We start from the raw sequence: 23,801 nt of genomic DNA, 5'->3' as shown, positions 1-23,801 counted from the left end.
TCACCCTAAATTATAACTTATTTATCAAAAATCTAAGTCATCAAACTCTGATTTAAGTTCTCTTGCCATTAAAGATTGAACTGCTTCTTGAGGAGTTATTTTTCCATTGAGAAGTCGATACACTTGACGAGCAATAGGAACAGCAATTTTCTGTTTTTTGGCTAAATCTATCAAGACATTAGTGGTATTAACTCCTTCAGCAGTACTTCCTAATTCTATTAAAATTTGGTCTAATTTTTGACCCTGAGCAAGTCCATAACCCACTCTATAATTACGAGATAAAGGACTATCACAAGTTGCCATTAAATCTCCTAACCCTGATAGTCCAAAAAATGTTTCAGGAGATGCTCCTAGTTCAGTTCCTACCCGAATCATTTCTGGTAAAGCACGGGTTAATAAAGCTGATTTCGCATTAATTCCTAATTGTAATCCATCACAAACACCAGCCGCGATCGCTATAACATTTTTTAAAGTTCCACCTAGTTCTGTACCAATAGGATCATTATTAAGATAAACTCGAAAAATATCAGAAGAAAATATGCTTTGAACCGTTTCTGCTGCATTAATATTATAGCTAGAAACGACTGTAGCGGCAGGTAATCCTTTTTGAATTTCTTTTGATAGATTTGGCCCCGATAAAACTACAATAGGATTATGAGGAAATGCCCCTTGCCAAATTTGAGAAGGTGTATGAGTGGTTTCGGGATCTAATCCTTTAGTTGCTGTGACAATAATTAAAGTTTCTGATATATTAATCTCTTGCAATTTTTCGATAGTTGGTCGGACTCCTTTCATGGAAACAGCAGAGACAATAACATCCGCTCTTATTATAGCTAATTCTAATGTTTCATGACTGTTCCGCGACCAAAGATTAATAGTATTTTCTTGATTATGTTTAGCTAAATTTCCGAGGGATAATCCCCATAATCCCCCTCCTATAATCGTTAAGTATTTTGCTTTATGTTTCATTTTATCTTAGCTAAATTTAATGATATATTCTCATCTACTTTTGATTGAGATTACTGTTATTATTATAGCAATTTTAAGAGACTGTGTATAAACAAAATCTTAAATGAGGAGCAATCTCTAGGTCTATTGCAACATTTTAGATGTGCCAGTCCACAAATTAACTCGTAAAACAGGCAAGAGGCCTGTTCCACAAACTAAAAAAATAAGTTACAATTAAGTTAAGAATTAATCTAAAAGAGAATAGTTAAATGAAGATAAAAGAAAAATACATTATAGACCCTAATGGTAATCGAATCGGTGTTCTTTTAGACATGGAAGAATACCAAAAAATCTTAGAAGCTTTAGAAGAATTAGAAGCTATTCGAGCTTATGATAATGCTATTAATGATCAAGAAATTTCTTTTGATGTGGCAATTTCTGAGATTGAAAAATGTCGTCAATGAGTTATAGTATTACGATTAAAAAATCGGTTCTACAGGACTTACTATGCTAAACTAATAATTAATAAAAGGCTAAAGCCTTATTCTATAAAAACGAGCGTCCGACGAGCGCGGACAGCCATTCTAGGTTGCGTAGGCAACCTTTGTTTGTATAGCTTAACTCTTTAAAGTTAAAGTCTATTCTTTGTAATAATTTAACATAACTTGTCCGGTAGAACCAAATAAGTTTTAAATTGTTAATAAAGGAGCCGCATTTAATAACTTTTGGGTATAGGGATGATGAGGTGTTTTAAAAATAGTTTCTGTTTCCCCAATTTCAACAATTTTACCTTGATTCATCACCGCAATACGATGACAGAAAAAACGAGCAACCCATAAATCATGAGTAATAAATAAATAAGTTAACTTAAACTCATCTTTTAGCTCTGACATTAACTTTAACACCTCAGCTTGTACACTCGCATCTAACATACTCACAGGTTCATCACAAATGATTAATTTAGGTTTAGTAATTAACGCCCTGGCAATAGCAACCCTTTGTTGTTGTCCTCCTGATAATTGTTTGGGATAACGATGATAATAATCTTCTACAGGGGTTAATTTAACCCGTTTTAACATAGCTTTAACTTGTTGTTCTATTTCTTGAGGATTAGCTACTTGATGAATAAATAAAGGATCAGCAATACTTTGTCCCACCGTCATCACCGGATTTAAACAAGCATGAGGATCTTGAAAAATCATCTGCATCTCACGGCGTTTTTGACGCATGGATTCAAGGGAAATTTTAGTTAAATCTTCCCCCATAAATTCAATGGTTCCTGAAGTCGCTTCCAATAACCTTAAAATCGTTCGAGATAGGGTACTTTTACCACAGCCAGATTCTCCCACTAATCCTAAAATTTCTCCAGGATAAATTTCAAAACTTACCCCATCAACAGCTTTAATAACTTCCTTCTCTTTAGATAAAAATTGTTGTAAAAAGTTACCTTCTATGGTAAAATATTGTTGTAAATTAGTAACTTTTAAAACAGGTTTCTCTGAGTTATTATCGTATCTAATAGCGGGTTCTTCGTCTTCTACTTGAACGTGCAAAGCTGCTTCTAATAAAGATTTTGTATACTCATGTTGAGGAGAAGATAAAAGATCTTGAATCACTCCCATTTCCACAATTTTTCCCTGATTCATCACCGCTAAGCGATCGCAATATTCCCCCACCATTGCCAAATCGTGAGAAATTAATAACAAGGCCATATCTTCTTCAGCACACAAACGGGTCAATTCTTGTAAAATTTCCGCCGCTACCGTCACATCTAAAGCGGTTGTCGGTTCATCAGCTACAATCATTTTAGGATTTAATAATAATGCCAAAGCCATAGCCACCCGTTGTCGCATTCCTCCACTAAACTCATGAGGATATTGTCCCCAACGATTTGCCGGAATTTTGACTTTATCAAGGGTTTTTAGGGCTATTTCCTTCGCCTGAGTCCGAGATAATTCCGGTTGATGGGCTTGTAAAGTTTCAATACAATGTTCCCCAATAGTCATTAAAGGGTCAAGTCTGGTCATGGGATCTTGAAAAACCAATCCCACCACTTCCCCCCGAAACCGCCGTAACGTTTCTGAGGCTAAAGCGAACACGGACTGACCTTCAAACTCAATTTGCCCTTTAACCTGTGTTAACTGGGGTAGAAGCCCCATAACTGCCCGTCCCAAGGTAGATTTACCGCACCCTGACTCCCCCACCAAGCCTAATTTTTCTCCCCGACGCAAAGTAAAAGATACCCCATCCACTGCCCAAATATCATTATTGGGGTATTGAATGCGTAAATTATTGACACAAAATAAGGGGTCATCGCTCATGAATTTTACCTCCAAATAATTGATTAAGCTTCTTTGGTATATGTTATGCTAAATTATATCTAAAGAGTAGGGGTCAACGGCCGTTGACCCCTATAAAACCTAAAATTGTTATCTACGAAAACGGACTTATTAATGATGTAAAAATACCCCTAAACCAATTAGAAAGATTCCCCAGAATTTTTGTGGTTTAATTTTTTCTTTGAGAACAAACTTTGCCCCTAACATACTGATAATATAAGTTAAGGCTGTTGCTGGACGTACAAAACTAACATCGGCCCAACTTAAGACAGAAATAAAGCTAAAAAAGGCAATTCCTTGACAAATAATACCACTAATGATCATAGGATTACTTAAAATATTCCAAATTAATCGGGGCATTTTTCGTAAGGGAAGCATTTTCATTTGTCCAATCTTTTTCATCCCTAATGCTAATAGTAAATCTCCTGACGCATCAGATACAGAACTAATTAGGATAGCGATCCAAGATTTAGAAATAGTAATGCTTAAGGGGAGGAGAAACAAAGGGAGATTTTGAACTTTTATGCTTGAGTTATGAGAATTTGATACATTAGAAGTCTGACTATCACTAAATCCTACTAATAAAACACCACAGGAAATAATAATCGTACTTGACCACCGCATCATGGAAATATCTTCTCCCAAAAATGCCCAAGCAAAGACCCCATTGAGGACATAACTTGACGCATGAATGGGTAAAACGTAACTTAAATCTAAATAAGAAATCGCTGTTAGATAAATGCCCAAGGAAAGCACTAGAACAGCAACCCCTAATAATATCCATGAATTGGTCAACAAATAGGCAATTAAATGAAAGATAATGGTTGGGTCAGAAAAATCAAACCCCAAAAAACCTTTCATTCCTAGACTCAATAGGATATCTCCCAACACTTGAGTCAAAGATAAAGATGCAAGTAAAATAAAAACTTTCACGGTGGATAATTGCCGTTGGTTACTTTTTGCGTTCTTGTTCAATTCTCTCCCTTTGTTTAATCATGTTTCTATTAAGTATTTATTAAAATCCTACGATTTCTTGACATTAGACACCCTCTGGCTGTTCCTTGACATTAGTTTAACTTATGAAATTACTAAAAATATGAAAAATCCCTGAGGACTAGAAAGTTAAGAATTAATTAATTTTGCCACAATACTTAGACCTCAGCTTATAATTAAAACTTGTCAAGAGTAGGATTAGCTGCCAGTTTTTCGATTTCTTGTTGTACAGCTTGATGATCATGACGGAGGGGAATTTGAACCTCTTTGGGTAATTGATCGACTTTTTTCATAGCTTGCTCAAAATAAGTATAAGCCTCTTTTAACAACACCATATTTTTATTATTTTTTCCTTGTTTCCGCAGAATTTGACCTTTAAGATATTGTAGTTCGGGATTGTCAGGACTAATGACTAACGCTTTATTCATAAAATCTAAAGCCTTATCATACTGTTTCAAATCCCGATAAGCAGAGGACAGGGCCCGATCCACCATATAATCAGGGGCCGCATATTTTTCAAAGCGAGCGATCGCGTCTTCTGGCTTAGAAAAAGGCAAATTAACCGATAAAATCAAATCCAGATAACCTTTAAGCAGATTAAACTCTGGATCATTAGGGGCATTTTGCTCAGCAAGCTCAAGATGATCAAAGACCTTTTGTAACTTATCAATAGCTCCTAAAGGCCCCTGAGTTTTATAAGTATAAGCCCCTTGAAGAAAAAGGCCAACCGCTACATAAAGATTCCCTCGCAAGGGATCTTTAGAGACCAGTTTTTGGGCAGTGGCCAAGGTGTTATCAGCAGCAGCTTTCATTTGGTCAAAATTACCATCAGAATAAGCCAAAGAAGACTGCATCGCATGGGCTAAAGGTTCATCCCCTTCAACCTTAGTGGCTTCGAGTAAATACTTTTGAGCTTCTGTATAATTGCCTTTACGAAAAATAGCAATAAAAGCGGCTTCTGTCTTATCCCCAATGGGACGGGGGTTACTACGGCGGAAAGGATCACCCGCTAAGGCAGGATTAGCCCAAATACTAATCCCAATCAAACATAGCACTGACCAAGATAAAGACGTTTTTTGAGTTCTTGTCAACCAATTTATCATAAGTCTCTCCAGACAACACAAAATCAAGGATTTAAAGATTAATATTGCCTTTGATGCTAACAAAAATCTTTGACGTTCGATTAGGGATCAAGGAAGATGCTACTATAATCATCAGCTTTGGGAATCCCCCGCTACACCGCCGGCCTCGGTTAGGGGTGGGAGAAACTCAAATCGTCAGGTTTGGGAATCACCGTCCGTTCACTGCGGTGAGGATGTCAATGTAAATACTCCTCTGACGAGGAGGCACAAGGAGGTATTAATGGATTTTTTGTCCCTTTTTTTAATAGACTTTGTTAAACAGTTGCAGTCTCCAACACTCGCCTTTTTAATTGGTGGGATGATCATTGCAGCTCTTGGGAGCGAATTGGTAATTCCAGAGTCGATTTGTACGATCATCGTATTTATGCTGCTCACCAAAATCGGTCTGACCGGTGGCATTGCGATCCGCAATTCCAACCTGACGGAGATGGTGTTACCCATGATCTTTGCCGTCATGGTAGGTGTTCTTATTGTCTTCATCTCGCGCTTTACATTGGCCAATCTGCCGAAGGTCAAAGTCGTCGATGCCCTCGCAACTGGGGGGTTGTTTGGAGCCGTGAGTGGTTCTACCATGGCCGCAGGTCTGACGGTACTAGAAGAACAAAAAATTCCATACGAGGCATGGGCTGGCGCACTCTATCCCTTTATGGATATCCCCGCGCTTGTAACTGCGATTGTTGTGGCCAACATTTACCTCAACAAGAAGAAGCATAGTGCAGCAGCAGCCCACTCCACCGTGCAGGAGTCTTTAAGCAAGAAGGCCGTTGCGGCAGGGGATTATTCCGATGAGCAAGATTATCCCAGCAACCGGCAGGAGTATCTCAGCCAACAGCAAGATCCTGGGGATAATCGGGTCAAGATCTGGCCGATCATCGAGGAAAGTCTCCGGGGTCCTGCTCTATCGGCAATGTTGCTCGGCCTTGCGCTTGGCATACTTACTCAGCCCGAAAGTGTCTATAAAAGCTTCTACGATCCCCTCTTTCGTGGCTTGCTTTCGATCTTGATGCTGGTCATGGGTATGGAGGCTTGGTCAAGAATTGGCGAACTGCGGAAGGTGGCTCAGTGGTACGTCGTGTATAGTGTAGTAGCACCTTTTCTACATGGGCTAATCGCCTTCGGTCTCGGCATGGTTGCCCACTACGCCACAGGATTCAGCATGGGCGGCGTTGTCATCCTGGCTGTCATCGCTTCCTCTAGTTCCGACATCTCAGGACCCCCCACGTTGCGAGCCGGTATCCCATCAGCCAATCCCTCCGCCTATATAGGCGCGTCCACCGCCGTCGGTACGCCAGTTGCGATCGGCTTGTGTATACCGTTCTTCATCGGACTCGCCCAGGCGATCGGCGGTATGTCGCCGCTCCCTTGACCCGGCAAACCAAGTAGATCAATATAGACAATATACATCTGTAAGGAGGTAAGCAACATGGCTAAACCAGCTAAAAAGCTCGTCATAATCACAGAAAAGGTTCTCCTGAAAAAGATCGCCCATATCATCGATGAATCCGGGGCGACCGGTTATACGGTGGTGGAGACTGGCGGTAAAGGCAGTCGCAACGTGCGCTCGTCGGGACAACCCAGCGTTTCCGACACCCAGGCGAATATAAAGTTCGAGGTACTCACCGCTGATCGGGATATGGCGGAGAATATTGCCGATCAGATCGCAGTGAAGTTTTTCCTCGATTTTGCGGGCATTATCTATATCTCTGACGCGGAGGTACTGTACGGACACAGTTTCTGTGGGCCAGACGGCTGTTGAATCCCTGTACGAAATTTTCTTATCCTCATTTTCAAGTTGCTATGATACAATGCTCTATCTTAAAGATGTAGCCTATCACCCCCCAGCCACACCCAGTCCAATTTTAAGTGGGGCTAACTTAGAACTAGCTTCCCAAGAATTAGGGCTAGTGATCGGGCCGAGTGGTTCCGGTAAAACCACCTTATTAGAAATCTTAGCCGGATTAGCCGAACAAACCAAAGGTCAGATTTTTTGGCGAGATCAAGAACTTACCCCCCTAGACTTACAACAATTAGGCGGTTTAGTCTTTCAATTTCCTGAACGACATTTTTGTGGTAGTACTATTTTAGAAGAATTACGCTTAGGGCATCCCGAAATCGAGGCTGATACTATTAAAAACGCCTTACAGGAGGTCGGATTAGAGCATATTTCCCTGAATACCTCTCCTCATGCTCTTAGTGGTGGACAACAAAGAAGACTCGCTCTAGCTGTACAATTAATTCGTCAACCGAATTTACTTTTATTAGATGAACCCACGGCCGGATTAGATTGGTCAATGCGTCAACAATTGGCTAAACTCTTAGCTAAGCTGAAAAATCACTGGACAATTTTGGTGGTTAGTCATGATCCCACCGAACTATTAGCGATCGCTGATCGCTGTTGGAAAATTGACCAAGGGCATTTGGAGTTGGCTAAGTAGTCGGACATAAATAAACAATACTATGTTAAGAAATGTAACTAGGTTGTAACTTTATTTTTGTCCAGTTACTTAATCTGCCTTAAAATCGTGGAAACTAACGAATATTTGTACCTCCATGAGCGATCCTGATCCTACCCTAGCCGAACAAGTCCAACGATTATATGAATTGAGTATTTATCGTCGTTGGTTATTTGTTACGTTGTGTTGGCTAACCTTTGGCCAATACGGACTTTGGCAGTTTCGAGGAGACTTTGATCTCTGGCGAGAGCATTTTACTTGGGTTGCCCTACGTTATGGCTTAGCCTTTCATCTGATGGGGGCTTTTAGTCTATTTTTTTGTATTGGGGTGACGGGGGCGGTTTTAGTTTGGCAAAGTACCTATATTCTCAGGGGCCTGTCTCCTAGAGAAAGATTGCGTTTAGAAAATGAGGTGAAAAATATTCGGGAGTTGGGGCCAAAACATCCTCTGTGGAAATGGATCTGTGATCAGTCTGGCGATGGCCCCCTTTAATAAGGGACTTGCAAGTGAAGTATGCCAAGTAATTGCAATTCTACCAGACAAACTATGCTAAACTAATGATTAATAATGCCACTATTGCCTGATGCAACAAAAACGAGCGTCCGACGAGCGCGAACTCAATTATAGGTTGCGTAGGCAACCTTTGTTTGTATAGCTCAACTCTTTAGAGTTAAAGGCTATTGTTTATGATAATTTGGCATAAAAAGTTCGGTAGAACCTAAAAGATAGACTTTTTAACAAAAAAGGAATAGTCCCTTTTATTTTTTCTTAGATTTACTAAGTTTACGTTATAAATTTTTTTGAATACCAAATAGAAAGACAAATATAGCACATAAGCTTATAATTAGCAACTTACGATGAAAATATTACATGTTGTTCCGTCAATTTCCTTGGTTTATGGTGGCCCTAGTCAAATGGTATTAGGCCTATGTGCTGCCTTAGCTGATCAAGGAATTGATGTAACTATTCTTACAACTAATTCTAATGGAGATACGGGTCAACTGCCTTTAGAGGTTCCTTTAGGGGTTCCTATACTCCAAAAAGGCTATCAAATTATCTATTTTCCTTGTTCTCCCTTTCGTCGTTACAAATTTTCTTTACAATTACTTCAATGGTTAGCTAATCACGCCTCAGACTACGATATTGCCCATATTCATGCCTTATTTTCTCCTGTAAGTACGGCAGCCGCCACTATTGCCCGTTATTGTCACTTACCTTATATTTTGCGTCCATTAGGAACCTTAGATCCGGCAGATTTACAAAAAAAACGTCTTCTTAAACAATTTTATGGCACATTTCTAGAACGTCCTAATTTAGCAGGGGCCGCGGGGGTTCATTTTACGACAGAACAAGAAGCTAAAATTTCTCATCGTTATGGGGTGAAAACTCAAGATTTAGTAATTCCATTAGGAGTTAGTTTACCCGATAATTGTCCCCCCTACGGACAAATTCGACAAAATTTAGGTATTCCTAATAATTTACCTTTATTATTATTTATGTCTCGTATTGATCCCAAAAAAGGCTTAAATTTATTATTAGCAGCCGGAGAAAATTTAGTCAAACGTGAGGTCAAATTTCATTTAGTCATAGCAGGATCAAACCCTCAAGATCCTACTTATGAAGCACAAATACAAGAACAGATATCTAAATCTTGTTTAGCCAAACATACCACTATTACTGGATTTGTTAAAGGAGAATTAAAATTAGGATTACTTCAAGATGCAGATTTATTTGTCTTACCTTCTTATTACGAAAATTTTGGTATTGCAGTAGCTGAAGCAATGGCCATGAACATTCCTGTAGTAATTTCTGAAGGAGTTTATATTTGGCCTGATATCCAAGAAGTTGCGGCCGGTTGGGTAACATCATTGGACATAGAAATGTTAACTAATACCCTAGAAACAGCCTTAAATAATCCTCAAGAACGACAAAAACGAGGCGAAAATGCCCGTCAATTAGTCTTAAACAGATATCAATGGCCAGTTATTGCACAACAAATGATTAAGACTTACGCAAACTTAATTAGCCCTACCGAACCTATTATGTAAAACTATTAGAAATTTATGCTTAAACCCGATCGGGTTAAGCTATATAGACAAAACCCGCCTACGCGGGTTTAATTTAGCCTTATCAAAAATGTTGCATGATTGGACTCAAAACGAAGGAGAAGTTGGGATAGAATGGGCAAACAGATTTTTGAAAAAGCAGGATTACTTTAGCCAAATTGTAGGTTGGGTTGAGGAACGAAACCCAACAAAACCGCCTCCTAATACACCCTATTAGCTGTGTCAGTCTAATAGGGTGAGCAATATTTTAAAAATTAAGAGACTATTAAGCATAGGTTAATTATTTTCAAATATTATAAAAATACCATCAATTTCTAGTCCATAACAAATCCAAAGCTATTGTAATAATATAGACCCTTGTTTTGCTTGTTGAATCTCAATCATGACCAAAAAAAGAGGTTTGAAACCTCCTATGAGCAAGGGGATAGAAATAAAAATATTCGTTGCTTCAAGCTACAGACTTGTTTGCGGTAGTAACTGATAACTGATAACTGGTAACTGAAATGACACCCATTTGGTTTGAACCCCTAAAAATAGAACGGGTGACGGTCGCGATCGCTGATTTATCCCCCTCTTTAGTCGGAACAAAACTGATCCAACTCTCTGATCTTCATTATGATGGATTTCGTTTATCTGACAAATTATTAAGCCAAGCGATCGCGGCCAGTAATCGAGAAAATCCCGATTTAGTCCTACTCACTGGAGATTATATCACTTATCAACCCGATCCCATTGATGATCTGGTATTGTGTCTTCAGTCTCTCCACAGTCGCGCTGGAATTTATGCGGTTTTAGGCAACCATGATTATGATCATTGTCAGGCGAAAAGTAGGGTAATTCAAGCCTTGACAAGTATTGGAATTCAAGTATTATGGAATCAAATTGCTACCCCTCTCGGAGAAGATTTGCCTATTGTTGGACTAGCAGATTTTTGGTCACAAGAGTTTAATCCTGAAGCGATTATGACCCAACTTTCCCCTCATATTCCCCGTTTAGTCTTATCTCATAACCCTGATTCTGCCGAAATTTTACAAAAATGGCGAGTAGATTTACAATTATCGGGTCATAGTCACGGAGGACAAGTTAATATTCCTGGATTTGGGCCGGCCGCCGTTTTACTGCAACAGATTCGTCCATATACTCCAAGATGTTTAGATACTTGGATTCCTTTTATCCGAAAATGTTCCACAGTGTTAAAACATTGGCAATGGGCCCAAGGATGGCATCAAGTAGCCCAAAACCAATTATATGTTAATAGAGGCTTAGGGACATACTTTCCCGGACGCTTATTTTGTCCCCCAGAACTAACAGTTATTACGTTAACGAGTCAATCTTAAGGTCAGTTTTTCTGGGGATTGAGAATTAGGGACTCGATCAAGTATAATAATCCATAACCTCAACTACTTATGGATTAATAATGATCAGTGTAATTACTCCGGTTTATAACGGGGAAAAGTTTATTGAATCTTGTCTCAAAGTTGTAATTGAGCAAAATTGTGCTGACGTTGAGCATATTATTGTTGATGGAGGTTCAAAAGATAGAACAGTCGAGATTATTGAAGAATATGCTGAGAAATATCCTCATATTCGTTGGATTTCTGAACCCGACCAAGGACAATCTGATGCTATGAATAAGGGTATTAAGATAACTAAAGGGGAAATTATATCCTTCTTGAATGTTGATGATTTTTATGAACCAAATGTGTTGAACCGTGCGGCAGAAATTTTTAAGAGTCTCCCTGATTTAAGCTTCTTAGTTGGTAATTGTAATATTCTCGGAGATAATGATCAGATTATTAATGTACAAAAACCCGCTAAGCTACGGTTAAAAGATTTACTTCGGGGATTTATGATTAACCCTCCCCCTGTTAATCCTTCTGCTTATTTTTATCATAAATCTATTCATGAAAAAGCTGGTTTATATGATGTAGATGAACACTATGTGATGGATAATGAATTTTTCCTCAGAGCTATTAAAGTGGCTAAAATAAAGTATATAGATGAAACTTGGGGAAACTTTAGGCATATACCAGGAACTAAAAGCTATTATTACGGTAAAGTCAATAATTTTTTCATGGAACGTTATAATAAACTTTTAAAGCAACATATCAAAGAGCTTCCCTTTTTTGAAAGATTGCCTTTTTATTGGGAATGGTCTATTGATAGTAAGATAAAATATTTTTATCGTCATCCACAAGAGTTATTACCTTCTCTAATTAAAAAGATAAATTCAAATCAATAGTCAGGATTAATATTATTTTTTTTCAAAAAAAGGAGGATTTATGGGAATTTTTTCTTGATGCAGATCATAAAAAAGAAGCAGTAGAAGCTGATACAAAAATTTTACTTTCTTTACTTACTGAAAAAGGGGTATTATTATGGCATGATTATGCTGATTGGGGATGGCTTAGTGATTATAATGGTGTTCCTGAAGCTTTGTACGAATTATCCAAAGAAATCCCCATTTTAGCCATTCCCGGTACAGCACTGGCTATTTATCGTAAAGGATGGACAGAGGAAGATTTACAGCCTGCTATTACAGCTTTTTCATCAACTAATAATCAATCCCGATGGACAACAAAATCAGATTTGAGATAAGTTTATCATTTGTGAAAATATGAAGCTATTAGTCATTTTTCCCTCGCCGATTCGAGGAGGTGCGGAAGAATATGCGTTAACTATTGCTAAAGCTGGTGTTAAAAAAGGTTGGCAAGTAGAGACTGCATTTCCTAAAACGCCTGAAACTGAGTCTTTAATTAAAGATTTTCAAGATCAAGGAATTATTTATCATCCTTTAGATATTGCGCCAGTTGATGGTAAAGAATATAAGCTTTTTAGAGAACATATACCTCATTGTTTAAGAACTTTGAGATTATTATCTAAAGTTAAACCAGATGTTGTTCATATTACTGTTCCTTGGCCTTATTGGAGTTTTGATAGTATCATCGCTTGTAGCTTTTTAAACCTGCCTACAGTAGTATCATTTCAATTATTTTATCGTTATTTTTATTATAGTAAATTTCGCCTAAAAATTTATCATTGGTGTTATTCAAGAAATCAAAAATGGATTGCAATTTCAGAGGATAATAAGAAATTTATTTGTCAATCATTACAAATTTCTGAAGAAAAAATACCTGTTATTTATAATGGAGCTAAAATCAACGCTGAATTTCTAGACTATTCTCCAGAAAAAAATCAACAATTACGCCATCAAGTGCGTCAAGAAATTGGTATTTATGATAATGATAAAATTTTGTTAACCGTCGGGCGTTTACATCCACAGAAAGGTTATCGAGAACTTGTTCAAGTTATTTTTCCCATTGTTCAAAAATTTCCTAATGTTAAATTTGTGTGGATTGGAGAAGGAGATTTACGAAATCATCTGGTTAAGGAAATTAATAAATATAAAATTGAAAATCAAGTTATTTTATTAGGATATCGTTCTGATGTTTCTCGCTTTTTAAACGCGGCTGATTTGTTTATTTTTCCTACTCATTTTGAAGGAGGACAATCTTTTGCTGTGAGTGAAGCTATGGCTCATGGTTTACCTATTGTTGTATCTAATGCTAGTGGAATGCCAGAAATTATTGAAAATAAAGTGCATGGTTTATTATTTGAAAAAGAAGATAAACACGCCTTATTAGAAGCCATTATTTGGGCTTTAGAACATCCTCAAGAAATGCAAGAAATGGCTAATAATGCTCAAAAGCGGGTTCAAGACTTTTCTGAAGAAAAGATGATTGAGAAAACACTTGCCTTAATTAAAGAAATCACTGATAATGTCTGAAGACGAGAGTAACTAGAAACTAAGTTAAAATGCCGTATATAAACATAGTAACTGTAGATAATCAGCATGGCTTGACAAGATGTAGCTCTATTTTAAGTCAGGTTTTGAGAAAAGCAGGTTTTCAAGTATCAGTTTTTACTGTTGGTAAGCCATCTATTGGTCATAAAATTCATCGTGTAACTACTTATTTTGAAAAATTTGCCAGCAATACTTTTAGAAAAAAACCTCCCTATGATATTAATATTTTTATACAAGATCTAGTTCCTTCCTGGTTTCCCTATGCAAGAGTTAATTGTCTTCTCCCTATGCCGGAATGGTTTCGGGATGGTAGTCAATCTCTGTTGCCTCAGTTAGATTATGTCCTATGTTGTACAAAATTTACACAAGATATTTTTCAAAAATTAGGCTGTCAAACAGAATTTATAAGTTTTACCAGTTTTGATCAATTTGATGAACAATATTCCAAAGATTACGATAAGTTTTTTCATATGGCCGGGAGTAATGCTGTTCAAAAAGGAACTAAAACATTGATTGAAGTTTGGTCTCGTCATCCTAAATGGCCGACTCTTATTGTTAGGCAAAAGAAACAAGGTTTTCATCTTCAGGCATCTAATATAGACTATATTCATGACTATGTAGATGAACAAACTCTCCGTCAATATCAAAATACTTTTGGCATTCATTTATGTCCATCTCAAGCAGAAGGTTTCGGTCATTATATTGTAGAAGCAATGACAACAAAAGCATTAATTTGCACAACAAATGCGCCTCCTATGAATGAATTAATCACGTCTGAACGTGGTCTATTAGCTGATTATTCCCATCGTCAACCGCAACGACTAGGAATGAATTATTATGTCGATCCTCAAGCCTTGGAAACGAAAATAGAAGAAATTTTAGGGATGGATTATGAGACAAAAAAAAAACTAGGAGAAAATGCGCGAGATTGGTATCTTGAAAATGAGAAATTTTTTCAAGAAAAAGTAGTTAACTTTCTCAAAGATTTATAAATCAATCAATTTTACTAATGCGTCTTTAATAGTTGGGGGAAGTTGACGCATAATTTTCCCTTTTTCGCGATCAACGGCCACTAAAGTGATTTTTCCTGTCACATAAACTTGTTGATCACTGGCTGATTCAATGCGACAATCCCAATACAAACGAACCCCACTCATTTCATCCATACGGGTTTTAACCATAGCGACTTCTCCGAGTCGGACAGACCGATGATAACGTAGGGACAACTCAACCACAGGCATATCACAGCCTAATCTCACTAATTCAGCATAATCAACCCCCATTGACCTTAAACACTCAACTCTAGCGGTTTCTAGCCAACTGAGATAGGTTCCATGCCAAACTCCTCCCCCATAGTCGGTATGATGGGGTTGGACTCGCACCGAATATTCAAACCATTTCTCAGTAGTCGCTTTTAAGGTGGTTTTAGCGGCGATCGCGCTTGTGGGGGATAATTGGGGGTTTTCTGGTGAAGACAACTTAATTTAACTCAAACAGTAGGGTTAACTTATTTATTGTTGCAGGGGTCAAGGGCCGTTGACTCCTACACCATTAGCATGTATAGTCAGATTTTGATGAATTAGTATTATATTTTTACTAGGATTAAGATTTCCCTAACCCTTCTAAGAGTTTTCGATTTTCAACAACAAATGATTTACTTGCCCATCCATATTGTATATAAGGATCTAAGTTCCATTGAGGATTATTATCAAAAAACTCTAGCATTGCTCGACGTTCACCAGATATGTTTTCAGATGACCACCAGTAGTAATCATCAAAGGCGATAATCATTCCATGCTTTAAGCGTGGCTTGAGAAATTCCAGAATAGTTTTAGTACTTGAATATAGATCACAGTCAATGTAAGCTAGACAAATATTATTCGGCAATTTTATTTCTGAAGTTTCATTCAAGCTATCCTCGTAATATCCAACAACAGTTTCATATTTATTGCTAGGAATTCCATTGCGCGAGCATAATAAATTAAATTCTTCAAGGGATGTTTTCATAGAATTTTCTACCCATTTTGGATGTTGATCTTCAGCCCCTTGACATGGAGGCAAGCCTTCAAAAGAATCAAATGCCCACATTCTAACGGGTAGTTTTCGTCGCTCAATCTCTTTGTAAGCCATGCCAAAAGTCATTCCACCATGACAGCCAAATTCAAGATAATCTCCATCAATTCCATTGTATTCAATCGCTTTAAAAGCACATCGGAAAAATTGTTGTTTGAATTCATACTTAATTTCCCAATCAGGTTTTTCTTTTTTAAGATTAGGAAAAAATTTTTTGACCTTTTGCTTTAAGTTAAAAACCATATTTGACTCAATTTTTTTATTTTACTAATTTGTTATGGTAATCTCAGTCTGTTTGGACTGTGATATATAGTAACATGGCACATCACATAACACAATCCGTGACAGCTTTATATAACGACCTAAAAATCAAAATTCTTGAGCATCCAAAACCGCGATCACGGCCATATTAACAATATTACTAATAGAACAGCCCCGTTGTAAAATATGAGCATATTTTCTCCTCCCCATCGTACCCCCAATGTGACCTGAAATTTAGTACAAAAAGTTGCGGCGGCCCCGGCTCAACAGTAAACTATTTTGACATCAGAGAGATTTCCCTGAGTGACAAAGGTTTAGGTAAAAATTCACCCACTTGGGTGAACCTAATTAGGTGAGGTTGATCCGTAAGAACTAGACTTACACTAATGGTTAAATCAAATTGTTTAGTCTAAATTCTCGCTCCAATAATATTAATTTTTCTAATTTGAGGAAGTGTAAAATGTATAATTTTGATAAACAACAACCTTTACTTGAATTCTTACGGCAAGAATTAAATATTCCCACAGAATCTATTGAATTAGCACAGCGTCATCCTGATTTACCTTATTCATCTTTACCCATGCTTTTATGGGGATATGGACTGATTAGTTTATCTCAATTAGAACGAATTTTTGATTGGTTAGATCATGGTTGGGTTAATTCGGTTAAGACAATGGAATAATTTTTACTTAATTATAATTTACATAATATCTCTAGAAATTGAATATTTTTGTGCTGTCAATTCATAAATTGACACTACAGGTAGTTCTAATAAACAATTATTAAGTGTTGGTGCTTGTTTAACTACAACGAGAAAACGGTTTTTTTTGGACCATGAGGTGTAAGTTCTAGGATAATAAAATTAGTCCCCTAGCACACAGCTAGGGGATAGACCAAAAATCATGGGAGAATAAGGTAAGATGTCAACTGTAACAGAATCCGACCTCAAAGAATTGAAAGATCTTATTAATAGTCGCTTTGATGAAATTAAAGGACAGATAACAGGGGTTCAAAAAGAAATTAGTGATTTGAGAGTTAGTGTAGGCAAAGTTGAAGGTAGTTTGCAAAGTCAACAACCACTCGTGCAAAAGATTCCAGATTTAGCAGAAAAAGTGGGAGAATTGAAAAATTGGAGACAAATTGTTATCATTACCCTAACAGCCCTCATTAGTGGTACAGTCACCTGGGTAATTCGAGGAGTCTGGGATAGATCCAAAATTATAAGAAAATAAAGTAAGATGTCAACGGTAACAGAATCCGACCTCAAAGAATTAAAAGATCTTATTAATAGTCGTTTTGATGAGATTAAGCAAGATATGAACACAATAGATAAGCGACTAACTGTGATAGAAAATCGTTTAGAAGATTGGAAACCATCAATGTCTAAAATCCCAGATTTAGCGGAAAAAGTAGGAGAACTAAAAAACTGGAAACAAATTGGTTTAGTTTTTGTGACAGCAGTGATAAGTTCTATCTTTAGTGGTACAATTGGAGGGGTTGTGGGTTGGTTAATTAGAAGCGGAAAACCTTGAAAAAAATGCCCCTTAAATCTGTATAATTCTTAAGTTAGACAAAGGGCCACAAGAAACTACAGATCACAAGTTAGGGTAGGGGCTAAACCGATAATGACAGACTTCCTCAACTTCTGTCGGTTAGGAGCGATCGACATTGGTACTAATTCAATTCATATGGTAGTGGTAGATATCGATAAAACTCTAGCCGCTTTTACCATTGTTACCACAGAAAAAGATACTGTCCGGTTAGGAGAACGAGACCCCAAAACAGGAGAACTTACCATTGAGGCCATGGGACGAGCGATCGCGTCTTTGCAACGGTGTAAAGATCTCGCAATAAGTCTTAATGTAGATCACCTAGTGGCAGTTGCCACGAGTGCAACCAGAGAAGCGTCTAACGGACAAGCTTTTTTAGATCGAATTGACACAGAAGTGGGGATCATGGTTAATTTGATCTCCGGTTATGAAGAAGCGCGTCGCATTTATTTAGGGGTCTTATCCGTAATGGATTTTCAGGATCAACCCCATATTATCATTGATATTGGGGGAGGATCGACCGAAATTATCTTAGCAGACTCTCAAGAACCTCGGTTTTTAAGTAGTACTAAGGTAGGTGCAGTCAGACTGACTCAAGAATTTGTCAGCACTGATCCGATTAGTCACAGAGAATTGACTAATTTACAGGCCTATGTAAGAGGAATGCTAGAACGTCCTATTGATGAATTACGTCAGAAATTAAATAAGAATGAAACCCCTAAATTAGTAGGGACATCAGGAACTATTCAAACCTTGGCAACCCTTCATGCTTATGAACATTTAGGAGAAATTCCTAACCCCTTCCAAGGTTATCAAATGACTCGTCAAGGGATTCAAGAATTATTCAGAAAATTTGCCTCAATGGATTATAAAGAACGGCTTTCTTTACCAGGAATGTCGGATAAAAGAGCCGAAATTATCTTAGCGGGATCGACAATTTTACTTGAAGCAATGACGATGTTAGAGTTAGAAAATATCGTTATTTGTGAGCGCGCTTTACGAGAAGGCATGATTGTAGATTGGATGTTAACTCATGGATTAATTGATAATCGTTGGCGTTATCAAAGTGAAGTTCGTCAGCGCAGTGTCATCAAAATTGCTCGTAAATATCAAGTTGATTTAGTTCATAGTGAAAGAATTGCTCAGTTTGCTTTGAGTTTATTTGATCAACTTAAAGGCATTCTCCATTATTGGGGAGATGAAGAAAGAGAATTACTTTGGTCTGCGAGTATTTTACATAATTGTGGCTTATATATTAGTCATGCGGCTCATCATAAACATTCTTATTATTTAATTCGTCATGGTGAGTTATTAGGTTTTGCAGAAATTGACTTAGAAACTATTGCAAATATTGCTCGTTATCATCGCAAAAGTTCTCCAAAAAGAAAGCATGAAGACTATAGTAAATTGCCTGATAAATACAGAAAAATAATTAAACAACTCAGTGCTATTTTACGGTTAGCAGTAGCTTTAGATAGGCGACAAATTGAAGCAATTAAAGAGATAGAGTGTAAATATGATGCTGAATACAAAAAGCTTCATTTACATTTAGTTGCTGTCAATCCTGATGATGATTGTGCTTTAGAATTATGGAATTTAGAGTATAAAAAGATTGTATTTGAAGACGAATATGGGGTTAAATTAATAGCTACTTTGGAATGCGTTTGTACACCATTAAATAAATAATTATTAATAATAGTTAAGATGAAACTTATTGCCGTCAGGGCCAGCAATTGTCTTACTCCCATCAGGATTATTCAGTTTAACATTTGGTGTTTAATTCTAGACACGGGATTCTCACCCATCGTGTCTCTAGCTAAAATAATTAGTCAAAGTTTTCATCAAAAAAAAATTTTTGTTTAAAAAATACCTCAAAGATAAGTTAAAATTAATGTCAAATTTTAAATAGATTACTTACATGAGAATCCTCGTAACAGGAGGGGCCGGTTTTATCGGTTCCCATCTAATAGATCGTTTAATGGAACAAGGACATGATGTTATTTGTTTGGATAACTTCTATACTGGCCATAAACGCAATATCCTAAAATGGTTTGACAATCCCTACTTTGAATTGGTTCGTCACGATATCACCGAACCGATTCGTCTCGAAGTGGATCAAATTTATCATTTGGCTTGTCCAGCATCCCCTGTTCATTATCAATTTAACCCCGTTAAAACCATTAAAACCAATGTGTTAGGGACATTGTATATGATGGGACTCGCTAAACGAGTTAACGCGCGATTATTACTGGCCTCAACCTCAGAAGTGTATGGTGATCCCGATGTTCATCCTCAACCCGAAGAATATCGAGGTAATGTCAACTGTACTGGGCCAAGAGCGTGCTATGACGAAGGAAAACGAGTGGCCGAAACCCTAGCATTTGAATACCATCGAGAACACAAAGTCGACATTCGAGTTGCTCGAATTTTTAACACTTATGGGCCCAGAATGTTAGAACATGATGGTCGTGTGGTGAGTAATTTTATTGTTCAAGCATTACAAAAGACACCACTAACTATCTATGGAGATGGTTCTCAAACTCGAAGTTTCTGCTATGTTTCTGACCTAGTAGAAGGATTAATCCGATTAATGAATAACGATTATATTGGGCCCGTTAATTTAGGAAATCCTGGAGAATATACGATTTTAGAATTAGCTCAAATGATTCAAGGAATGATTAATCCTGATGCTGAGTTAATTTATAAACCTTTACCCCAGGATGATCCTAAACAACGACAACCTGATATTACCAAAGCTAAAACCTATCTTAATTGGCAACCGACTATTGCACTTAAAGAAGGGTTAGAAATGACAATTAATGATTTCCGTGAGCGAGTTTCATAAATACATCAATTACCAATTCAATTATTTAACTAGAGGATAAAAAATCATGCGCGTTTGTGTTATCGGAACAGGTTATGTGGGATTAGTAACCGGAGTTTGTTTAGCTCATATTGGTCATCATGTTATTTGTGTTGATAATAACGAAGAAAAAATCAAGTTAATGAAATCTGGTCAGTCCCCTATTTATGAACCCGGACTCTCGGATTTGATGCAGGGTTGTACTGAATCAGGAAAATTAGAATTTACCTCAGATTTAGCGGCCGGGGTTGCTCATGGGGAAATCTTATTTATTGCCGTCGGAACCCCTGCTTTACCCAATGGAGAAAGCGATACTCGTTATGTCGAAGCAGTGGCCCGAGGTATCGGTTCTAACTTAAATGGAGGTTATAAAGTTATTGTTAATAAGTCTACCGTTCCTATTGGTTCGGGGGACTGGGTAAGAATGATTGTTCTTGACGGGTTTAATGAACAAAAAAATAGTAATATAACCCCAGAATTTGATGTAGTTAGTAACCCGGAATTTTTACGAGAAGGTTCAGCAGTTTATGATACTTTTAACCCTGATCGTATCGTTTTAGGCAGTAATAATGATAAAGCGATCGCTATGATGCAACAACTTTATTCTCCCTTAGTTGAGCGTAAATTTGGGGATGATATAAGCTTACCTCCTGTTCCTGTTGTTGTCACAGACTTAAACTCGGCCGAAATGATAAAATATGCAGCTAATGCGTTTTTAGCTACTAAAATTAGCTTTATTAATGAAGTAGCTAATATTTGCGATCGCGTTGGGGCTGATGTTACTCAAGTAGCAAAAGGTATCGGGTTAGATAGTCGTATTGGCAATAAATTCTTGCAAGCTGGAATTGGTTGGGGAGGCTCATGTTTTCCGAAAGATGTGTTAGCTTTGATTCACACTGCAACAGATTATGGTTATGAAACCGAACTTTTAAATGCGGCAGTACAAGTTAACAAACGTCAACGATTAATTGCGGTTGAAAAATTACAACAAGAACTGAAAATTTTGAAAGGAAAAACCATCGGATTGTTAGGATTAACCTTTAAACCTGACACTGATGATATGCGGGATGCTCCTTCTTTAATTATTATTGAACAACTCAATCGTTTAGGGGCAAAAGTTAAAGCTTATGATCCTATTGTCTCTCAATCTGGGATGAGTCATGGATTATCTGGGGTTATTATTGAAACTGATCCCGAAATGTTAGCAGATAGTTGTGATGCTTTGGTATTAGTGACTGATTGGCAAGCATTTTTAACGCTTAATTATGGAAAAATGGCCAGTTTAATGATCAATCCAGTTATTATTGATGGTCGTAATTTCTTAGAGCGTTCTAAATTAGAACAAGCAGGTTTCCGTTACGTGGGAATTGGTCGTTAATTAAGCATTATACCAATTATTAGTAGGGTGGGCAATGTCCACCCTATTTTTTTGTAAACCTAAGTAGTAGATGTTATTATTCAAGTATCCTATTAAGTCTTACTATTGAGGGTGAAAATGTCAAGGGAAAATATAACAACGGTTGTTAGAATTCTAGAATCTTTACCTGATGCACAACAAGAGCGAATTATTGAGCATTTACGAGAATATATTGCTGATCTTGAAGATGAATTAAAATGGGATAAATCTTTTCAGAAAACCCAGAATCAGTTAGTAAAAGCAGCAAGACTTGCGAAACAACAAATTAACTTATCAAATCTTAATGTCTAGCTTTTACCCTTCCTGAGTAAGTTTTGTCTCCTTAACTTCTTATATTAAGATCCTTAAATTAGGTTGTATATATATGGATTATATAGTACCATGAGAAAAAAGATATCTTATATACATCGAAATCTAAGCGTCATGGGACAAGCTAAGCCATCTATTCCATCTTCATCAGAAAAATTACTGGGAGATTTAATAGCACTCAGAAAATTTGGGAATTTATTACTTCAAGAGACATCATCAGTAGATTCTACAGAAATTGAGAAAAAAGTTGGTGAGAAAACACTACAAGAACAAGAACAACTTGTAGACAAAATTTTTAAACAAACTTTAGATGACATAATTAATCAAACTTTTAATAAAATTAGAGCAGTTTTAAATCCTCAAGTTATTTCAGTATTTTTATTTTCTAAAGATGGTTGTATTGAGAAATATAAAACTTGGGGTAAAGATTGTGATAACCAAGAGATAGAAAATGGATGGCTAAAAGATGAAAAATATGAAAGAGGTCAAAGCTTTTCGGGAAAAGCAACCCAAGGTGATCCTTATGGAGAACCTCATTTTAGTAATAATTTAGATACAGACATAGATAAACTACTTTATGGGGAATATTATCAAGAAAAATTAGGGTTTTTAAAATGTGGAATTTCCGTTCCCTTAGATAGTTATTATAGAACATTTGGCACAATTGAAGTTCTCAATAAATTAGATAGTAAATCTCAACAAGCTGATGAAAATTCATGTTACTCACAGGAAGAAGTTTTTGAGTTAACCCTTATTGGTGGACATCTAGGTAAAGCTATATCTAGAGTTAGAAAAAAACAAGAAGAAATCGTAATTGCACAAATCACTCAAATTCTTGTAAATCCTAATAAATATAATTATAATAACGCTGCAGAGATTTATCAATCAATTATCAAGCAATTAGTTAGTAAATTAACTCCTTATAAGGCTTGTATTTTGCGTTTTTTAGAAGGTGATCGTTTACCCGTTTTTGAAACAGCAAGCACTTATGATATTAAGATGACTGAAAGAAGAAATGAAATTAGAAAAATAGGAGAAGGAATGGTAGGAAAAGTTGCTGAAACAGGGCAATATATGATTAAACATATAGATGAAAATCCTGATGACTTTAGAAATCGAGAATGGATAACAAAGCAAAAACTAAAATCATTTATTTGTTTTCCCTTATCAATTCAAGGTGAAGTTGTTGGTACTTTATCTTTATTTACAGGATATAAACATATATTTACGAGCGGAGATCTAGATTTTGTAACCAATTTTTCACGTTTACTTGCAGCTTATAAAATTGGTCTTAATGAGGAAATTAAAGTCATGAAAGATCACAACAACTCTGAACAGTATATTGAAGAACAATTTACTAAGTTTCAAGCTGAGATAACTAAGCTTCGACAAGCTTATCTCAATAAATATGTTTGGTTTGAAGATGGAGAAGTTCTTGATTCTGATGATGACGAAATAACTCTTATCAAGAGAGTTTATACTGATCATCCTGATAAACAATCTCAACCATTATTCATTGAAAAAGTAACAGATGAAAATTTGGAACCAGAAATTTGGTGTTCTAGGCCTCTATGATATATA

At 36.8% G+C, this 23,801-nt stretch carries 25 protein-coding genes and 1 pseudogene; 20 read left to right on the top strand and 6 right to left on the bottom strand.

Translation table 11 applies throughout. The annotated features are described in order from the left end of the window. Positions 1-24 precede the first annotated feature (24 nt). Positions 25-969, bottom strand: coding sequence for an NAD(P)H-dependent glycerol-3-phosphate dehydrogenase (locus AsFPU1_RS13675; protein ID WP_124970893.1), 945 nt, complete (start codon positions 967-969; stop codon positions 25-27). 248 nt (positions 970-1,217) lie between these two features. Here AsFPU1_RS13675 and AsFPU1_RS13670 point away from each other — a divergent pair, with 248 nt between their 5' ends. After that, the gene (locus AsFPU1_RS13670) at positions 1,218-1,412 is read left to right on the top strand and encodes a RelB antitoxin-like protein (protein WP_124970896.1); all 195 of its coding nucleotides are present in this window, start codon (positions 1,218-1,220) and stop codon (positions 1,410-1,412) included. A 225-nt stretch (positions 1,413-1,637) separates the two neighbouring features. Here AsFPU1_RS13670 and AsFPU1_RS13665 read toward each other — a convergent pair whose 3' ends face one another. The 3 genes from AsFPU1_RS13665 to AsFPU1_RS13655 form a co-directional block, all read right to left on the bottom strand. Further along, entirely contained in the window at positions 1,638-3,269 is a 1,632-nt protein-coding gene (locus AsFPU1_RS13665; RefSeq protein WP_124970899.1) for a dipeptide ABC transporter ATP-binding protein, read from the bottom strand. 129 nt (positions 3,270-3,398) lie between these two features. Beyond that, positions 3,399-4,220: a DMT family transporter gene (locus AsFPU1_RS13660; RefSeq protein WP_227873347.1), complete on the bottom strand. Its 822-nt coding sequence runs from the start codon at positions 4,218-4,220 to the stop codon at positions 3,399-3,401. Positions 4,221-4,456: 236 nt separating this feature from the next. Next, a complete protein-coding gene (locus AsFPU1_RS13655; RefSeq protein ID WP_124970902.1) occupies positions 4,457-5,383 on the bottom strand; it encodes a Sll0314/Alr1548 family TPR repeat-containing protein in 927 nt (308 codons plus the stop codon). 259 nt (positions 5,384-5,642) lie between these two features. Here AsFPU1_RS13655 and AsFPU1_RS13650 point away from each other — a divergent pair, with 259 nt between their 5' ends. The 11 genes and pseudogenes from AsFPU1_RS13650 to AsFPU1_RS13610 all read left to right on the top strand — a co-directional run bounded on the left by AsFPU1_RS13650 (position 5,643) and on the right by AsFPU1_RS13610 (position 14,739). After that, positions 5,643-6,788, top strand: coding sequence for a sodium-dependent bicarbonate transport family permease (locus AsFPU1_RS13650; RefSeq protein WP_124970905.1), 1,146 nt, complete (start codon positions 5,643-5,645; stop codon positions 6,786-6,788). A 57-nt stretch (positions 6,789-6,845) separates the two neighbouring features. After that, a complete protein-coding gene (locus AsFPU1_RS13645) occupies positions 6,846-7,178 on the top strand; it encodes a P-II family nitrogen regulator (RefSeq protein ID WP_124970908.1) in 333 nt (110 codons plus the stop codon). 49 nt (positions 7,179-7,227) lie between these two features. Then, entirely contained in the window at positions 7,228-7,857 is a 630-nt protein-coding gene (locus AsFPU1_RS13640) for an ABC transporter ATP-binding protein (RefSeq protein WP_124970911.1), read from the top strand. A gap of 115 nt (positions 7,858-7,972) precedes the next feature. After that, positions 7,973-8,368 carry a hypothetical protein gene (locus AsFPU1_RS13635; protein WP_124970914.1) on the top strand — a complete coding sequence of 132 codons (396 nt, stop codon included), beginning with the start codon at positions 7,973-7,975 and terminating at the stop codon, positions 8,366-8,368. Between the two features lie 365 nt (positions 8,369-8,733). After that, complete coding sequence (gene hpsP, locus AsFPU1_RS13630; protein WP_124970917.1) at positions 8,734-9,924, top strand: hormogonium polysaccharide biosynthesis glycosyltransferase HpsP; 1,191 nt, start codon at positions 8,734-8,736, stop codon at positions 9,922-9,924. Positions 9,925-10,445: 521 nt separating this feature from the next. Beyond that, complete coding sequence (locus AsFPU1_RS13625) at positions 10,446-11,279, top strand: metallophosphoesterase (protein ID WP_124970920.1); 834 nt, start codon at positions 10,446-10,448, stop codon at positions 11,277-11,279. A gap of 80 nt (positions 11,280-11,359) precedes the next feature. Next, positions 11,360-12,184, top strand: coding sequence for a glycosyltransferase family 2 protein (locus tag AsFPU1_RS13620; RefSeq protein ID WP_124970923.1), 825 nt, complete (start codon positions 11,360-11,362; stop codon positions 12,182-12,184). Next, positions 12,181-12,321 (top strand): annotated as a pseudogene (locus AsFPU1_RS23645) (hypothetical protein); the annotation flags it as partial. The gene AsFPU1_RS13620 and the pseudogene AsFPU1_RS23645, both read left to right, overlap by 4 nt. 57 nt (positions 12,322-12,378) lie before the next feature. Next, on the top strand, positions 12,379-12,540 hold the full coding sequence (locus tag AsFPU1_RS22715) for a hypothetical protein (protein WP_172957410.1): 162 nt from the start codon (positions 12,379-12,381) through the stop codon (positions 12,538-12,540). 19 nt (positions 12,541-12,559) lie between these two features. Next, the gene (locus tag AsFPU1_RS13615; RefSeq protein WP_124970926.1) at positions 12,560-13,729 is read left to right on the top strand and encodes a glycosyltransferase family 4 protein; all 1,170 of its coding nucleotides are present in this window, start codon (positions 12,560-12,562) and stop codon (positions 13,727-13,729) included. A gap of 29 nt (positions 13,730-13,758) precedes the next feature. Next, positions 13,759-14,739, top strand: coding sequence for a glycosyltransferase (locus AsFPU1_RS13610; protein ID WP_124970929.1), 981 nt, complete (start codon positions 13,759-13,761; stop codon positions 14,737-14,739). On the opposite strand, the gene AsFPU1_RS13605 is transcribed toward AsFPU1_RS13610, so the two are convergent. Further along, complete coding sequence (locus AsFPU1_RS13605) at positions 14,734-15,225, bottom strand: acyl-CoA thioesterase (RefSeq protein ID WP_227873348.1); 492 nt, start codon at positions 15,223-15,225, stop codon at positions 14,734-14,736. The two genes, AsFPU1_RS13610 and AsFPU1_RS13605, sit on opposite strands and share 6 nt — an antisense overlap. A gap of 124 nt (positions 15,226-15,349) precedes the next feature. After that, complete coding sequence (locus AsFPU1_RS13600; RefSeq protein ID WP_124970935.1) at positions 15,350-16,063, bottom strand: TylF/MycF/NovP-related O-methyltransferase; 714 nt, start codon at positions 16,061-16,063, stop codon at positions 15,350-15,352. 478 nt (positions 16,064-16,541) lie between these two features. Between AsFPU1_RS13600 and AsFPU1_RS13595 the strand changes: the two genes are divergently transcribed. From AsFPU1_RS13595 to AsFPU1_RS13560, 8 genes are all read left to right on the top strand, one after another. Beyond that, entirely contained in the window at positions 16,542-16,763 is a 222-nt protein-coding gene (locus AsFPU1_RS13595) for a DUF2949 domain-containing protein (protein WP_124970938.1), read from the top strand. A gap of 238 nt (positions 16,764-17,001) precedes the next feature. Then, positions 17,002-17,313: a hypothetical protein gene (locus AsFPU1_RS13590; protein ID WP_124970941.1), complete on the top strand. Its 312-nt coding sequence runs from the start codon at positions 17,002-17,004 to the stop codon at positions 17,311-17,313. A 6-nt stretch (positions 17,314-17,319) separates the two neighbouring features. Then, the gene (locus tag AsFPU1_RS13585; protein ID WP_124970944.1) at positions 17,320-17,613 is read left to right on the top strand and encodes a hypothetical protein; all 294 of its coding nucleotides are present in this window, start codon (positions 17,320-17,322) and stop codon (positions 17,611-17,613) included. Between the two features lie 93 nt (positions 17,614-17,706). Further along, a complete protein-coding gene (locus AsFPU1_RS13580; RefSeq protein WP_124970947.1) occupies positions 17,707-19,317 on the top strand; it encodes a Ppx/GppA phosphatase family protein in 1,611 nt (536 codons plus the stop codon). A gap of 232 nt (positions 19,318-19,549) precedes the next feature. After that, positions 19,550-20,476: a UDP-glucuronic acid decarboxylase family protein gene (locus AsFPU1_RS13575; RefSeq protein ID WP_124970950.1), complete on the top strand. Its 927-nt coding sequence runs from the start codon at positions 19,550-19,552 to the stop codon at positions 20,474-20,476. Positions 20,477-20,522: 46 nt separating this feature from the next. Next, positions 20,523-21,872 carry a UDP-glucose dehydrogenase family protein gene (locus AsFPU1_RS13570; RefSeq protein WP_124970953.1) on the top strand — a complete coding sequence of 450 codons (1,350 nt, stop codon included), beginning with the start codon at positions 20,523-20,525 and terminating at the stop codon, positions 21,870-21,872. Positions 21,873-21,989: 117 nt separating this feature from the next. Next, positions 21,990-22,202 (top strand): hypothetical protein, encoded by a 213-nt coding sequence (locus AsFPU1_RS13565; RefSeq protein ID WP_124970955.1) that lies wholly within the window; start codon positions 21,990-21,992, stop codon positions 22,200-22,202. Positions 22,203-22,334: 132 nt separating this feature from the next. Next, the gene (locus tag AsFPU1_RS13560; protein ID WP_172957411.1) at positions 22,335-23,795 is read left to right on the top strand and encodes a GAF domain-containing protein; all 1,461 of its coding nucleotides are present in this window, start codon (positions 22,335-22,337) and stop codon (positions 23,793-23,795) included. The last annotated feature ends 6 nt before the right edge of the window (positions 23,796-23,801 follow it).

It is taken from the genome of Aphanothece sacrum FPU1 (assembly GCF_003864295.1).
Taxonomy (GTDB): domain Bacteria; phylum Cyanobacteriota; class Cyanobacteriia; order Cyanobacteriales; family Microcystaceae; genus Aphanothece_B; species Aphanothece_B sacrum.
The sequence above is the reverse complement of the archived record's forward strand: the minus strand, read 5'-3'. Positions and strand labels throughout refer to the sequence as shown.

Excerpts from the sequence above, each read along its gene's own strand:
- AsFPU1_RS13675 (WP_124970893.1), bottom strand. The coding sequence starts at position 969 with ATGAAACATAAAGCAAAATACTTAACGATTATAGGAGGGGGATTATGG.
- AsFPU1_RS13670 (WP_124970896.1), top strand. The coding sequence starts at position 1,218 with ATGAAGATAAAAGAAAAATACATTATAGACCCTAATGGTAATCGAATC.
- AsFPU1_RS13665 (WP_124970899.1), bottom strand. The coding sequence starts at position 3,269 with ATGAGCGATGACCCCTTATTTTGTGTCAATAATTTACGCATTCAATAC.
- AsFPU1_RS13655 (WP_124970902.1), bottom strand. The coding sequence starts at position 5,383 with ATGATAAATTGGTTGACAAGAACTCAAAAAACGTCTTTATCTTGGTCA.
- AsFPU1_RS13650 (WP_124970905.1), top strand. The coding sequence starts at position 5,643 with ATGGATTTTTTGTCCCTTTTTTTAATAGACTTTGTTAAACAGTTGCAG.
- AsFPU1_RS13645 (WP_124970908.1), top strand. The coding sequence starts at position 6,846 with ATGGCTAAACCAGCTAAAAAGCTCGTCATAATCACAGAAAAGGTTCTC.
- AsFPU1_RS13640 (WP_124970911.1), top strand. The coding sequence starts at position 7,228 with ATGCTCTATCTTAAAGATGTAGCCTATCACCCCCCAGCCACACCCAGT.
- AsFPU1_RS13635 (WP_124970914.1), top strand. The coding sequence starts at position 7,973 with ATGAGCGATCCTGATCCTACCCTAGCCGAACAAGTCCAACGATTATAT.
- hpsP (WP_124970917.1), top strand. The coding sequence starts at position 8,734 with ATGAAAATATTACATGTTGTTCCGTCAATTTCCTTGGTTTATGGTGGC.
- AsFPU1_RS13625 (WP_124970920.1), top strand. The coding sequence starts at position 10,446 with ATGACACCCATTTGGTTTGAACCCCTAAAAATAGAACGGGTGACGGTC.
- AsFPU1_RS13620 (WP_124970923.1), top strand. The coding sequence starts at position 11,360 with ATGATCAGTGTAATTACTCCGGTTTATAACGGGGAAAAGTTTATTGAA.
- AsFPU1_RS13615 (WP_124970926.1), top strand. The coding sequence starts at position 12,560 with ATGAAGCTATTAGTCATTTTTCCCTCGCCGATTCGAGGAGGTGCGGAA.
- AsFPU1_RS13610 (WP_124970929.1), top strand. The coding sequence starts at position 13,759 with ATGCCGTATATAAACATAGTAACTGTAGATAATCAGCATGGCTTGACA.
- AsFPU1_RS13600 (WP_124970935.1), bottom strand. The coding sequence starts at position 16,063 with ATGGTTTTTAACTTAAAGCAAAAGGTCAAAAAATTTTTTCCTAATCTT.
- AsFPU1_RS13595 (WP_124970938.1), top strand. The coding sequence starts at position 16,542 with ATGTATAATTTTGATAAACAACAACCTTTACTTGAATTCTTACGGCAA.
- AsFPU1_RS13590 (WP_124970941.1), top strand. The coding sequence starts at position 17,002 with ATGTCAACTGTAACAGAATCCGACCTCAAAGAATTGAAAGATCTTATT.
- AsFPU1_RS13585 (WP_124970944.1), top strand. The coding sequence starts at position 17,320 with ATGTCAACGGTAACAGAATCCGACCTCAAAGAATTAAAAGATCTTATT.
- AsFPU1_RS13580 (WP_124970947.1), top strand. The coding sequence starts at position 17,707 with ATGACAGACTTCCTCAACTTCTGTCGGTTAGGAGCGATCGACATTGGT.
- AsFPU1_RS13575 (WP_124970950.1), top strand. The coding sequence starts at position 19,550 with ATGAGAATCCTCGTAACAGGAGGGGCCGGTTTTATCGGTTCCCATCTA.
- AsFPU1_RS13570 (WP_124970953.1), top strand. The coding sequence starts at position 20,523 with ATGCGCGTTTGTGTTATCGGAACAGGTTATGTGGGATTAGTAACCGGA.
- AsFPU1_RS13565 (WP_124970955.1), top strand. The coding sequence starts at position 21,990 with ATGTCAAGGGAAAATATAACAACGGTTGTTAGAATTCTAGAATCTTTA.
- AsFPU1_RS13560 (WP_172957411.1), top strand. The coding sequence starts at position 22,335 with ATGGGACAAGCTAAGCCATCTATTCCATCTTCATCAGAAAAATTACTG.